Origin of the sequence: Micromonospora sp. CP22 (genome assembly GCF_009712475.1) — a bacterium.
In the GTDB taxonomy this organism is placed as follows: Bacteria; Actinomycetota; Actinomycetes; order Mycobacteriales; family Micromonosporaceae; genus Micromonospora.
In genome coordinates this window covers 1-12,537 of sequence record NZ_VCJO01000001.1, presented here as the reverse complement: position 1 = coordinate 12,537, position 12,537 = coordinate 1, and the positions used below count along the sequence as shown (strand labels likewise).

The following is a 12,537-nucleotide window of genomic DNA, read 5'->3' as shown; positions in this document are numbered from 1 at the left end:
GTTCACAGCTGCGGAGGTCGCGTACGCACGTCTCATGCTCGCCACACCTACTTCCGCAGCTTCGGGTCGAGGGCCTCACGCATCGCCTCACCGAGCAGGGTGAACCCCAGCGCGGTGATGATGATCGCGACCGCCGGGTAGATGGCCAGCGCGGGCCGGATACCGAGCCACGGCTGCGCGTCGGCCAGCATCACGCCCCATTCGGGGGTGGCCGAGTCGGGGTTGCCGAGACCGAGGTACGACAGCGCGGCGGCCTCGATGATGGCGGTGGCCAGGGTCAGCGTGGCCTGCACGATGACCGGGGCGAGCGAGTTCGGCAGCACGTGGGCCAGCGCGATCTTCGACTTGCGTACGCCCAACGAGGTGGCCGCCAGCACGTAGTCGCTGTTGGACTGGGCGATCATCGAGCCCCGCAGCAGCCGGGCGAAGACCGGCACCGAGACCATACCGACCGCGATCATCACCGTGATCAGGCTCGGCCCGAGCAGCGCGGCGATGCTCACCGCGAGCAGCAGGCTGGGCATCGCCAGCAGCATGTCGATGAAGCGCATCAGTGTGGCGTCCACCCAGCGGCCCCACCGGCCGCCGAGCCCGGCGGCGGCACCGGCGACCCCACCGATCAACGCACCGATGGCCAGACCGATCATGGTGGCGACGACACCGACCAAGAGGGTCTGCCGCGCCCCGACGATCATCCGGCTGAAGACGTCCCGGCCCTGGTGGTCGTAGCCGAGCCAGTGCTCGGCCGAGTGGCCCGGGATCAGGCCCTGGCCCACCTTGACGACGCCCTCGCGGATACCCATCGTGTCGGTCGGCCCGTACGGCACGAAGAACGGGCCGACGATCGCGACCAGGAGGAAGACGGTGAGGATCACCGCTCCGACGACGGCCGCCGGGTTACGCCGCAGCCGACGGAAGGCGTCCTGCCAGAGGCTGACGCCCCGCTCCTCGTCACGGGCGGCGAGTTCGGCGAGGCGGTCGATCTTCTCGCGCTTCTTCCCGCTGATGATCGTCATCGGACCCTCACCCTCGGGTCGATCAAGCTGTATGAGAGGTCCACGATCAGGTTCACCAGCACGTAGACCACCGCGATGATCATGATGAAGCCCATCAGGACCGGATAGTCGCGTTGGCTGATGGAGTCGGCGAGGAAGGCGCCGATCCCGCTGAACGCGAAGACGGTCTCGGTGAGCACCGCGCCGGAGAGCAGACCGCCGGTGAGCAGACCGATCGAGGTCGCCACCGGGAGCATCGCGTTGCGCAGCACGTGCCGGCGGCGGACCACGTTCTCGGTCAGGCCCTTGGCCTCGGCGGTGCGGACGAAGTCCTCGTTGAGCACCTCAAGCACGCTGGCCCGGGTGATCCGGACGATGATCGCCAACGGGATGCTGGCCAACGCCATGCCAGGCAGTACGAGGTGCCAGATCGCGTCGGCGGCGGCGTCCCACTCCCGGGTCATCAGTCCGTCGAGCACGAAGAAGTTGGTGATCCGGGTGGCGCCGAGCGTCGGGTCCTGCCGGCCGCTGGACGGGAACCAGCCCAGGTTCTCCGAGAAGATCGCCTTCAGGATGTACGCCAGGAAGAAGACCGGGATGCAGATGCCGATCAACGAGCCGCCGACGGAGGCGTGATCGAGGAACCGGCCGCGCCGACGGGCGGCCAGGTAACCCAGCGGGATGCCGATACCGATCGCGATCACCATCGCGGTGATGGTCAGTTCGACGGTGCCGGGGAAGCGCTGGAGGAACTCGGTGGTCACCTCGCGCTTGGTCGAGATCGAGGTGCCCAGGTCGAGCCGGACCATCCGCCGGATGAACCGGCCGTACTGGATCAGGATCGGCTCGTCGAGGCCGAGGTTCTGGCGGATCGCGGCCCGCATCTCGGGCGTACCCCGCTCGCCGAGGATCGCGGTCTCGGGGCCACCCGGCAGCCTACGGAGCCAGATGAACAACAGGATGGAGAGCCCGAACAGCGTTGGTATCAGCTGGAGCAGGCGTCTGACGATGAACCGGATCACGGCGGCCTCGAAGGTGTGCAGGGGATCGCGGGCGGGCGCTGTGGGTACAGCGCCCGCCCGCGGTCAGTGCGTCAGATCAGGACTTGAACTCAGCGGAGGAGAACCGCTCGTCGGTGAGCGGGCTCGCCTTGACCCCGGTCACGTCCTTGCCGAACACGATGGCCGGCGGCGAGTGCGAGATCGGCACACCGGGCAGGAAGTTCATGATGTCGGCGTTCAGCTCCTTGTAGAGCGCCACCTTGGCCGCCTGGTCCGCGGTGGAGTCCGCCTTCTTGAACTTCTCGAACAGCTCGGGGTTGTTGAAGCCCCACTCGTCCTTCTGCCGGTCGAAGAACGTACCGATGAAGTTGTAGCCGTCGCCGTAGTCGCCGGTCCAGCCGAGGAAGTGCAGGTCGTGCTTGGTACCGGAGGTGGTGGCGTTGAGGTAGTCCGGGCTCCACTTCAGCGGAATCGGCTCGATCTTGATGCCGGCCGCCTGGAGGTCCGCCGAGACCAGCTCGAACAGGTCCTTCGGGTTCGGCATGTAGGGCCGGGTGACCTCGGTCGGGTAGTGGAACCGCAGGGTCAGGTCCGACGCGCCGGCCTCGGCCAGCAGCGACTTCGCCTTCTCGACGTCGTACTCGTACTTGGTGACGTCGCCGTTCCAGCCCTCGACCGTGTCGGGGAAGAAGTTCACCGCGACCTGGGCACCCGGGGGCAGCTTCGAGTCGACCAGCGCCTGCCGGTTGATGGCGTGGGCCAGCGCCTGCCGGACCTTCAGGTCCGCCAGCTTCGGGTTCCCCTTCTGGTTGATCGCCAGGTAGAGGATGTTGAAGGCCGGGCGGGTCAGGACGTTGAAGCCCTCGCTCTTGAGCGGCTCGACGTCGGCCGGACCAACCAGGTCGTAGCCCTGGATGCCACCGGAACGCAGCTCCTGCTTACGGGCGTTCTCGTCCGAGATGGTCTTGAAGATCAGGCTCTTCAGCTTGGCCTTCTCGCCCCAGTAGTCCTCGTTCCGCTCCAGGGTCAGCGTCTTGTTCGCGATGTCCCAGGTCTTGAACTTGAACGGGCCGGTACCGGTCGGGTGCTCGGTCGCGTACACGGGGTACTTGATGTCGTCCGCGCTACCGGTGACGTTGCTGGCGTCGTACTCCTGGAGCGCCTTGGGGCTGTGCATGGAGAACGACGGCAGCATCAGGGCGGCCGGGATCTTGCTGGAGACCCGGCTGAAGGTCAGCGCGACCGTGGTCGGGTCGGTGACCGAGCAGGACTTGAAGAGGCTCTCACCGAGGGTGTCGTCCTCGTTGGCGGCGAAGCCACCCATGACGTCCTGCCAGTAGGCGGTCACGTCCGGGCTCTGCATGAGGCCCTTGGCGTTGTACCAGCGGTCGAAGTTGACGCAGACGGCCTCGGCGTTGAAGTCGGTGCCGTCGTGGAACTTCACGCCCGAGCGCAGCTTGAACGTCCACGTGGTGCCCGCGGCGTCCGGCTCCCAGGACTCGGCGAGGCCGGGGCTGACCTTGGTGCCACCCTCCTCGGGGCGGACCAGCGTCTCGAACACCTGACGGGCCACGCGCAGCGACTCACCGTCACTGGCGAAGCTGGGGTCGAGCACCTTCGGGTCTCCGGCAACGCCGAAGACCAAGGTGTCCTTGCTACTACCGCTGGAACCTTCGCGGTCGCTCTCGGCACAGCCTGCTACCGCGAGGGCCGCGGCCGCCACGGCCGCGATAGCGACCTTCGGCCTGGATGCACGCATGGTGCTTCACCTCGTCCTTGGGGGTACGGACAACGTGGTGACAGGGTCACCGATGGCCGTGACCTTAGCTCCCGTCCGGACCGCCCGGAAACGGCTGTCGAAGCGGTTGGTACCGGATCGTGTCTTAATCGTTGGGACAGCACCCGGCGGCCAGGGTAGACGCACAGCAAAGGGCCGTTTTGCCCGGATTGGGCGATGCGGATTTGTTACATCGATTGTCGGCTAGCCAGTCCACATGTTAGACCGCCACAGTGGAGCCAAGGCCGTCCTCACACCGCCCGGCGGCCCTCGAAGGCCCGGCCCAGGGTGATCTCGTCGGCGTACTCCAGGTCGCCGCCGACCGGCAGCCCACTGGCCAGCCGGGTCACCGCGATCCCCATCGGTTTCACCATCAGCGCAAGGTAGGTCGCGGTCGCCTCGCCCTCGGTGTTCGGATCGGTGGCCAGGATCAGCTCACGGACCGCACCGCCGCCGAGGCGGGTCATCAGCTCACGGATGCGCAGGTTGTCCGGCCCGATGCCCTCCAGCGGATTGATCGCACCACCGAGCACGTGGTAGCGACCCCGGAACTCGCCGGTCCGCTCGATCGCCACGACATCCTTCGGCTCCTCGACCACGCAGACCACCTCGTCGGTGCGGCGCGGGTCGCGGCAGATCCGGCACTGGTCGGACTCGGCGACGTTGTAGCAACTCGTGCAGAACCGCACCAGATCCTTGACCTTGCGCAGCGCGCTCGCCAGGCGGTTGACGTCGGCCGGGTCGGCGGACAACACATGGAAGGCGATCCGCTGGGCGCTCTTGGGGCCAACCCCCGGCAGCCGCCCCAACTCGTCGATCAGATCCTGGATGGCGCCCTCGTACATGCGGACTCAGAACCCGGGCAGGCCGAGGCCGCCCATCCCACCCGCGACCGGGCCCATCTTCTGCTCGGTCAGCTCGCGGGCCGCCTCGGTGGCGTTGTGCAGCGCGGCGACGACCAGGTCCTCCAGGGTCTCCACGTCGTCCGGGTCGACGGCCTTCGGATCGATCTTGATGCTCTTGACGTCGCCGGAACCGGAGACGACAGCGGTGACCAACCCACCGCCAGCGGTGCCGGTCACCTCGGCCTCGGCCAACTCGGCCTGCGCCTTGGCGATCTGCTGCTGCATCTTCTGCGCCTGCTTCAGCATCTGCTGCATGTTCGGCTGTCCACCAGGCCGCACGATGACTCCCTCAACTCGCCTACGCTGCCGCCGCTCACCCTAACGTCCCCCACCGACCTACCCCGCGCGGCGCACCCCGTACTCGCGCCGGTCGGGGCGGCGGAGTCAGTCGCCGACCTTCTCGACGCTGCCGAAGGTCTCCCGAAGCAGCCGTACGGCCTGCTCCTCGCTCGACTCGCGGGCGGTCTTCTCGTCGATGATCTCGTCGAGCGGCTCGTCCCCCGGGTCGAAGCCCTCGTAGGTGGCGGTGACGGCCGGTTGGGCACCGCCGGGACGTCCCGCGCCGCCGCGCAGCGGGCCGTCGAAATCCGGGTCGTACGGTGGCTCGCCGGCGAACTCCACGTCCGCGGTCGGCCGGACACCCTTGGCGGTACGCGCACCCCGCCCGGCCGCCGCCGCCCGTGCTGCCGCGATCGCGCTGCTCACCGGAGGGCTGCCGGTTCCGTTGGGCCCGGCCGCCTGGCGTGGCGTGCCGTTCGACCCAGGGCCGCCCGAAGCGGCGCTCCCCCCACTGGCGGGCGAGCCAGCCACCCCGTTTCCGTTGGCCCGACCCGCCGCGCCGCCCGGTGAACCGTTGCCCGGAGTCACGCCACGGGCAGCCGGGTCCGCCGAAGTGTCGGACGCCGCCGCCCGGGAGGCACCCGACGGGCCCCCTGCCGCAGCGGCGGAGACGCCGCCGGGGCGGGCGGCCTCCGGCCAGTCGTCGTCGGAGCCGCCACCGCCAGCGGACGGATCACTGCCACCTGGGCGGGCCGGTTCCGGCCAGTCGTCGTCGCCCTCGGCGGCGTCACCGGGCCGACGAGCGTTGCCGGAACGACCCCGGTCGGCACGCCCCGGCGGTGTGTCCGGGCTGGCGGTCGCCGGAGCAGCGCTGGGAGCGGCGGTGCCGCGCGACGGACCGAGCGATACTCCGCCCCGCTCGCCGGCCACCTCGCACCGGATCTGCCAGCGTCCGCCCAACTCCTCGTAGAGCGCGTCGGTGAGCACCTGCGCGTGGTCGGACATCATCCGGGCCAGCACCGCCGACTTCACGGTGAGCACCAGAGTGTCCCCGTCGAGGTCCCGGACGACGGCGTCCCGCATCAGCGCGGCGATCCGCTTGTTGCTCCGGTTGACCTTGCCGACCACCTCCGGCCAGACCCGGCGCACCGCCACCGCGTCCAGCACGCCGGGGCTCACCGCTCCGGGGCGGGGCGGCTCCGGGGTCGCCGGGTCGGGCATGACCGCCGACGCCGGCACCGGTCGCCGGGGCGCGGCGACACCATCGGTCGCCCCCGGCCGACCGCCATCCGGCCCACCGGCCGGTGTGGTGCCGGTGTGGGCTCCACCCGCTGCGGTACCACCAGCCCTCGGGCCACCGTTCGAGGTCACGCCGCCACGTGAGGAGTGCGGGTGACCGTTGCCGGGATCGACAGGTGGGGCGTCGGTAGCCGGCGCGGCAGCGCCGGTCCCGGCCCGGTTCGCGGCGGCAGCCGCGGGCGCGGCGGGAGGCTGCGTGCGTACGGCCGGGGGGTTGGCGGCGGGCGCGGAGTCGGCGGCGGCCGACGGCGCGTCGGTGCCGACGACGGTGAGCCGCCGCTCCATGCGTTCGAGGCGCTGGAGCAGACCACCGGTCGAGTCGTCCACGCCCGGTAGCAGCATCCGGGCGCAGATCAACTCCAGCAGCAGCCGGGGCGCGGTGGTGCCGCGCATCTCCACCAGGCCGTCGTGCACGATGTCGGCGCAGCGGGACAGGGTGCCCGGCCCGAGCCGCTGGGCCTGGGCGGTCATCCGCTCGATCTGGTCGTCCGGCCCGTCGATCAGCCCCTTGGCCACCGCGTCGGGCACCTGCTGGAGCACGATCAGATCCCGCAGACGTTCCAGCAGGTCGGAGGCGAACCGGCGGGGGTCGTGCCCGGCCTCGGCGACCCGGTCGACGGTGGCGTACGCGGCGGCACCGTCCCCGGCGGCGAGGGCGTCGCACATCTCGTCGATCAGCGCCGCGTCGGTCACCCCGAGCAGCGCGGCGGCTCGGGCGTAGGTCACCCCGTCGGGACCGGCACCGGCGATGAGCTGGTCGAGTACGGAGAGGCTGTCCCGGGCGCTGCCGCCACCGGCCCGCACCACCAGCGGGAACACCGCCGACTCGACCTGCACCCCCTCGGCCTCGCAGAGCTGCTCAAGATAGGGCCGGAGCACCTTCGGCGGGATCAGCCGGAACGGGTAGTGGTGGGTCCGCGACTTGATCGTGCCGAGGACCTTCTCCGGCTCGGTCGTGGCGAAGATGAACTTGACGTACTCCGGCGGCTCCTCGACCAGCTTGAGCAGGGCGTTGAAGCCGGCCGACGAGACCATGTGCGCCTCGTCGATCACATAGATCTTGAAGCGGCTGTTGGCGGGCGCGAAGAACGCCTTCTCGCGCAGCTCACGGGCGTCGTCCACGCCACCGTGGCTGGCCGCGTCGATCTCGATGACGTCGATCGAGCCGGCCCCGTCACCGGCCAGCGAGCGACAGGAGTCACAGGTGCCACAGGGCTCCGGGGTGGGCCCGTGCTCACAGTTGAGCGAGCGGGCCAGGATGCGGGCGCTGGAGGTCTTGCCGCAGCCGCGCGGGCCGGAGAAGAGGTACGCGTGGTTCAGCCGCCCGCTACGCAACGCCTGCGACAACGGCTCGGTGACGTGCTCCTGCCCGATGACCTCGGCGAAGGTACGCGGCCGGTACTTGCGGTAGAGCGCCAGTGCCACGGCGTCCCGCCTCCTCTCGACCGAGCCATTCTGCGCCGACCCGCCCCGCCTGACCACCCACCCCGCTGACGGCGGTGCAAGGAAGGGCACCTTATTAACGCCTCCGGTAGAGGAAGGGGCCCCTCTTAACACCTGAGCCGGCAGCACCCGGGCACAGCGAGTGAGGTGGGAGACACCGGAGGCGGAGACAGAAAGGCCTCCCGTGCACCCGGCAGAGCTCGCTTATCCTTGCTGCCTTCCGGCCCTGGGGAGGTTCACGAGATACCGCCGCACGGGAGGTACGCCCAGCCTACCCGACCGATCGTGGATCCTCAGGGGGTGGTGGGGTGGGAAGCTCGGCGCAGACCTGTATCCTGGCTCGCGGAGGATTCGCCTAGAGGCCTAGGGCGCACGCTTGGAAAGCGTGTTGGGTTAACACCCTCACGAGTTCGAATCTCGTATCCTCCGCTCACCTGAGCAGCACAAACGCCAGGGCCGGCCCCATTGGGACCGGCCCTGAGTCGTCTCTACGGTCGCTCTCGTCTCAGTTGAAAGATCGGACCGCTCGCCAGCTCCCGGACACCGGCAACAGCACTACGGCTTCACACCCCGGTGTCGCGGGCGGTCAGGGTCAGGGCCTCAACTGCCGCCCACGCCATCGAGGCTGCCGCCTAACTAGTAGCGCGGTTAGGAAGGGGCCCTTGTACAACGCGAGGCGTTAATAAGGTGCCCTTCCTTCGCTCCGCCGCTGTTCACCGCCGTGCTGGACGAGGCGGTGTTGCGTCGGCCGGTCGGCGGCCCGGCCACCATGCGCGAGCAGTTGCTCGCGCTCGTCGAGGCGTGCGCCGAGCCGCACATCCGGATCCATGTGGTGCCGTCCACAGTGGGCGAATACGCTGGGTTGAACGGCCCGTTCATCATCGCCACCGCGCCGGATCACCGCATCGCCGGCTACCTGGACAACCAGGTGCAGGGGCAGGTGGTCAGTGAGCAGGCCGAAATCGCGGCGATACTGGCCGCCTGGGAGAACGTACGCGGCGAGACACTGTCGCACTGGCAGTCGGTCGACCTGATCAAGGAGGTGGCGCAGTCATGGCAGTGAACGACATCCCGGTGCTGTCCGGTGCCCGCTGGCGCAAGAGCAGCCGCAGCAGCGGCAACGGGGGAGCTTGCGTCGAGGTCGCCGACAACCTGCCCGGCGTGGTTGGCGTACGCGATTCGAAGGACCCGACCGGGCCGGCGCTGATCTTCACACGGGCGGCCTGGCGCGCCTTCGTCGCCACGGTCGACAAGACCTGACTCCCATCGTACACATGTTCTATCCACAGGCTGTGGACGCGGGGTGAGTTACCAGCTCAGCGCGATCGTCGCGGACGCCGAGCTGCTGCGCGAGCAGACCCGCGAGCTGGACTACGCCGTCCTCGGAAAGCTGCGACAGGACTTCGCGCTGCTGCCCGTCACGCCGCAGTTCGTCGAGGAGTTGACCGGCACACCTCCCGACTACACGACCGACGAGCCCGATCCGGAGCACCCGTTCACGCTGATCCTCTCCCCCGCGCTGACCGACGCCCTGGCCCGCTGGTCACTGCGCGGGCCGGTCGCGTACGTCGAGGCGGAGTTCGCCGGAGGGGCCGGGCACCAGGCGGCGGCGGTCTGGCTGGACGGCACCCTCTCCTGGGGTCCGCGCTTCGACGCGGCGTTCGACGGCCCGCGCCCCGGATGGCCGATCAACGCGGCCCTGGTCGAGCTGGGCGCGGAGCCGGGGCAGTGGATCGACCCCTTCGCTGAGCTGGGATTACACGTCGAGCGGAGCACCGAAGGTTGGCTCGCGCACGGCCGACGAGGGCTCAGCGTCGACTACTGGGACGAATTGGCAGACGAATGGGAGTCCCGGCAATAACCTCAGCGCCCCCGTCACGTTGGGGACTGGGGGATTCTGATGAAATTGCGACAATTCGGCTTCATCGCCGCACTACTTCTGGCTGCCTCGGCATCGGGTAGCGGAGTCATGCCACCGGACACCATCGCCGTCCGCGAGCCCGTCGCCTCGGTCAGCATCGTCGATCTCGACGGGCTGGCCGATGTGGACTTCGGCGCGTCGGAACGCGAGCTGGCCCGGCGCGGCATCCTGCGTACCGACGTCGACGCCTGCGGGCCGACGCTGGCCGGGCATGACGAGATCAGCCCGATCTTCATCGATGATCGACTGGTGCTGCTCTGGGCCGGCGACCCGGTCCGCACCCCCGAGGGGATCTCCGCCGGCTCACCCATCGCCGAGGTCCGGGCCCGCTATCCGACCGTACGCGACCTTCATGCCCCACAGGGGACGTACCGTTTCGACGGTCTGCTCGCCCGCGACGGCGACCGCGCGTACCTGTTCCTGCACGACGGCCAGACCGTACGCAAGATCATCGTTGGTTACGCCACCTGGGCGCACCGCCTCTTCGTCGACGGCCACGCCCCCTGCTGACCCGGCCTCACCACCTGGCCGGTTTCACCAGGTGACCGGTAGTGCGGCAGGGCCGAGGATGGCGTGTCCCTGCTTCCATCGGACCTCGTCCGGGGCCACGGCGAGCCGCAACGTCGGCAGCTCCCGCAGCAGCAGCGCCAACGCGACCCGCACCTCCAAAGCGCCCAGGTGTGCGCCGATGCAGTAGTGCGGGCCGTACCCGAACGAGAGGTGCGGGTTCGGATCACGCCCGAAGTCCATCCGCTCCGGGTCCGGGAAAACCCGTGGATCCCGGTTCGCGGCGTCGTGCGACGGGATCACGATGTCACCCTCGGCCAGCCGCGTACCGCTGGGCAGGGTCACATCCGCCATCACCCGCCGGGGCATCTCGTCACCGTTCGAGGTCGAGTGCAGCCGTTCCAACTCGGTGACCGCCCCGTCGACCGCCTCCGGATGCGCCAGCAGGTAGTCCCACGCGTGGTCGTGCCCGGCGTACGGGCAGGTGCGCAGCAGATACAGGAAGGTCGAGATGGAACTGGAAGTGGTTTCCCACCCGCCGACGATCAGCGAGAGCGGCAGTTTGACCTGAACGTCCAGCGGCTGGTTCGCCGCCGCCGTGGCGATCCGGGTCAGCAGGTCTTCGCGGGGGCAGCCCCGCCGCCCGTCCAACTGCTGCCACAGATAGCCGCCCATCTCCTCGGCGGACCGGGCGGCGTCCGCCCGACTGAGGTCACCCGACCCCATGAACATGTCGCCCCAGCGGTGGAACTGCGCCCGATCCGGCTCCGGCAGGCCGAGCAGGTCGGAGATCACGTTCAGGGCGAACGGCACCGCGAAGTCGCTGACCAGATCGGCCTGACGATCCTTGGCGACCAACACCGCGAGCTGCGCCTCGGCAGCGGCGCGCACCGTGTCGCGCAGCTCGGACACAGCCGGTTTGGTGAAACTGTCCTTCACGGTGCCCCGGACCGCGGCGTGTTCCGCCCCGTCCATGCCGAGCATCGTCCCGGACACGTCGACCTGGTCGGCGTGGGCCGCAGCGGCGCGGGAGAAGAGATCCTGCCGCCGAAGCACCATCCGGACGTCGTCGTACCGGCAGACCAACAAGGCCGGGAGCCACTCCCCGCCGACCTGTCGCACCACCGGCAGCACACCGGACCCCGAGGCGGCGATCCGCGCGTAGAGGGGATGCTTGTCCGGTCCCGTTGTCCGATCGATGCCATCCGCGTCGACGTTCAACGGGTGCCGCACGGGATCAACATCGATAGACGCCATGGGGCCACCATGCACGACGAACCTCGCCACCTGCAAGATCGTTGTCGATTTGGGCGCCACGCAACCGACGACGCCGCACGACCGACCCGCAAGGCCAGACAACGCCACAAACACGACAAACGGAAACCGTCGTACGGCTGTACGAAACTTAGAGTCGAGGGTCAACCGAAGGGAGGAGCGGCAATGAGCTCCGTGTCGCTGCCGCCGGTAGATCGCACTCCTAGGATCACTGACATGCCGGAAGACCACCAGGCCCAGGTAGCAGCCCTTGTCGCGCTGCTGCGTCAGCCTGGTGTTCGCTGGACCGAGATAACCGCAGAGGTGCTTGCCGAGGGCAGCGCGCTTGCCGTCCTGCATCGCCACCTTGGCGCAGGGCAGACCCTGTTTGCTGACGACCCTGTGCGAGACGGGTTGAACGATGCGCTCGTTGAGCTGCGGACGTGGGCGGCGGACGGGATCGACGTGCACTCACTGTTCGATGACACCTATCCCGCGCGCCTGCGCGATATCCATCAGATGCCACCGATCGTGTTCACGCGCGGAACGCCTGCGGAGGATCGGCGAGCAGTGGCAGTGGTCGGGACCCGCCAGCCCAGCGACCATGGCATCGGCATCGCCGAGACCTGCGCAACCGCCTTGGCCGAGTCCGGCATCACCGTCGTTTCTGGTCTTGCTGCCGGCATCGACACAGCAGCCCACACCGCAGCCCTCCGCGCCGGGGGCCGCACCGTCGCTGTCATCGGTACAGGGGTCAACAGGTACTACCCAGCGGCCAACAGAGCTCTCCAGGATCAGATCGTCAAAGACGGATTGGTGCTCAGTCAGTTCTGGCCAGACGCGCCACCCGGCAAGCACACTTTTCCCATGCGGAATGCGGTTATGAGCGGCTATGCCGCCGCGACAGTCGTCGTTGAGGCGACATACCATAGCGGCGCGCGGATGCAGGCTCGCCTTGCGCTTCAGCACGGCCGCCCCGTAGTCCTGGCCAACTCGCTTCTTCAGCACGACTGGGCACGCGAGTACGCCACCCGACCGGGCGTCTACGTCGTGTCCACAGCTAATGAACTGGTGGCTACTACGGCAGCCGCCATTGGCGGTCTGACCTGGCAGGATGCGGTGGTGGGGCGTGCGAAGTGGACGCAGCCGCCCTGTT

11 protein-coding genes, 1 tRNA gene, 1 other RNA gene and 1 pseudogene are annotated in these 12,537 nt (G+C 69.0%); 6 read left to right on the top strand and 8 right to left on the bottom strand.

Annotated elements, in window-relative coordinates:
- Positions 1 to 47: 47 nt before the first annotated feature.
- The 7 genes from FF096_RS00070 to ffs all read right to left on the bottom strand — a co-directional run bounded on the left by FF096_RS00070 (position 48) and on the right by ffs (position 7,962).
- Entirely contained in the window at positions 48 to 1,016 is a 969-nt protein-coding gene (locus FF096_RS00070; RefSeq protein ID WP_155214330.1) for an ABC transporter permease, read from the bottom strand.
- Entirely contained in the window at positions 1,013 to 2,017 is a 1,005-nt protein-coding gene (locus FF096_RS00065) for an ABC transporter permease (RefSeq protein WP_309222377.1), read from the bottom strand. The genes FF096_RS00070 and FF096_RS00065 overlap by 4 nt, the downstream gene beginning before the upstream one ends.
- Positions 2,018 to 2,093: 76 nt before the next feature.
- Complete coding sequence (locus FF096_RS00060; RefSeq protein ID WP_155214328.1) at positions 2,094 to 3,755, bottom strand: ABC transporter substrate-binding protein; 1,662 nt, start codon at positions 3,753 to 3,755, stop codon at positions 2,094 to 2,096.
- A gap of 269 nt (positions 3,756 to 4,024) precedes the next feature.
- Positions 4,025 to 4,618 carry a recombination mediator RecR gene (recR, locus tag FF096_RS00055; protein WP_155214327.1) on the bottom strand — a complete coding sequence of 198 codons (594 nt, stop codon included), beginning with the start codon at positions 4,616 to 4,618 and terminating at the stop codon, positions 4,025 to 4,027.
- 6 nt (positions 4,619 to 4,624) lie between these two features.
- Positions 4,625 to 4,933: a YbaB/EbfC family nucleoid-associated protein gene (locus FF096_RS00050; RefSeq protein ID WP_155214759.1), complete on the bottom strand. Its 309-nt coding sequence runs from the start codon at positions 4,931 to 4,933 to the stop codon at positions 4,625 to 4,627.
- Between the two features lie 129 nt (positions 4,934 to 5,062).
- Entirely contained in the window at positions 5,063 to 7,681 is a 2,619-nt protein-coding gene (locus tag FF096_RS00045; RefSeq protein ID WP_309222376.1) for a DNA polymerase III subunit gamma and tau, read from the bottom strand.
- Between the two features lie 191 nt (positions 7,682 to 7,872).
- An RNA gene (gene ffs, locus FF096_RS00040) (signal recognition particle sRNA small type) lies at positions 7,873 to 7,962 on the bottom strand.
- Positions 7,963 to 8,043: 81 nt separating this feature from the next.
- On the opposite strand from ffs, the gene FF096_RS00035 reads away from it, so the two are divergent.
- The 5 genes and pseudogenes from FF096_RS00035 to FF096_RS00015 all read left to right on the top strand — a co-directional run bounded on the left by FF096_RS00035 (position 8,044) and on the right by FF096_RS00015 (position 10,130).
- A tRNA-Ser gene (locus FF096_RS00035) sits at positions 8,044 to 8,128 on the top strand.
- 250 nt (positions 8,129 to 8,378) lie between these two features.
- Positions 8,379 to 8,762, top strand: a pseudogene (locus FF096_RS00030) (DUF5753 domain-containing protein); the annotation flags it as partial.
- Positions 8,753 to 8,959 (top strand): DUF397 domain-containing protein, encoded by a 207-nt coding sequence (locus tag FF096_RS00025; protein WP_155214326.1) that lies wholly within the window; start codon positions 8,753 to 8,755, stop codon positions 8,957 to 8,959. The pseudogene FF096_RS00030 and the gene FF096_RS00025, both read left to right, overlap by 10 nt.
- A gap of 43 nt (positions 8,960 to 9,002) precedes the next feature.
- Positions 9,003 to 9,560, top strand: coding sequence for a hypothetical protein (locus FF096_RS00020; protein WP_309222375.1), 558 nt, complete (start codon positions 9,003 to 9,005; stop codon positions 9,558 to 9,560).
- A 39-nt stretch (positions 9,561 to 9,599) separates the two neighbouring features.
- Positions 9,600 to 10,130, top strand: coding sequence for a hypothetical protein (locus FF096_RS00015; protein ID WP_155214325.1), 531 nt, complete (start codon positions 9,600 to 9,602; stop codon positions 10,128 to 10,130).
- Between the two features lie 24 nt (positions 10,131 to 10,154).
- Here FF096_RS00015 and FF096_RS00010 read toward each other — a convergent pair whose 3' ends face one another.
- A complete protein-coding gene (locus FF096_RS00010; protein ID WP_155214324.1) occupies positions 10,155 to 11,384 on the bottom strand; it encodes a cytochrome P450 in 1,230 nt (409 codons plus the stop codon).
- A gap of 234 nt (positions 11,385 to 11,618) precedes the next feature.
- On the opposite strand from FF096_RS00010, the gene FF096_RS00005 reads away from it, so the two are divergent.
- Positions 11,619 to 12,537: DNA-processing protein DprA (locus FF096_RS00005; protein WP_155214323.1), on the top strand; the 919-nt coding region annotated here is incomplete at its 3' end.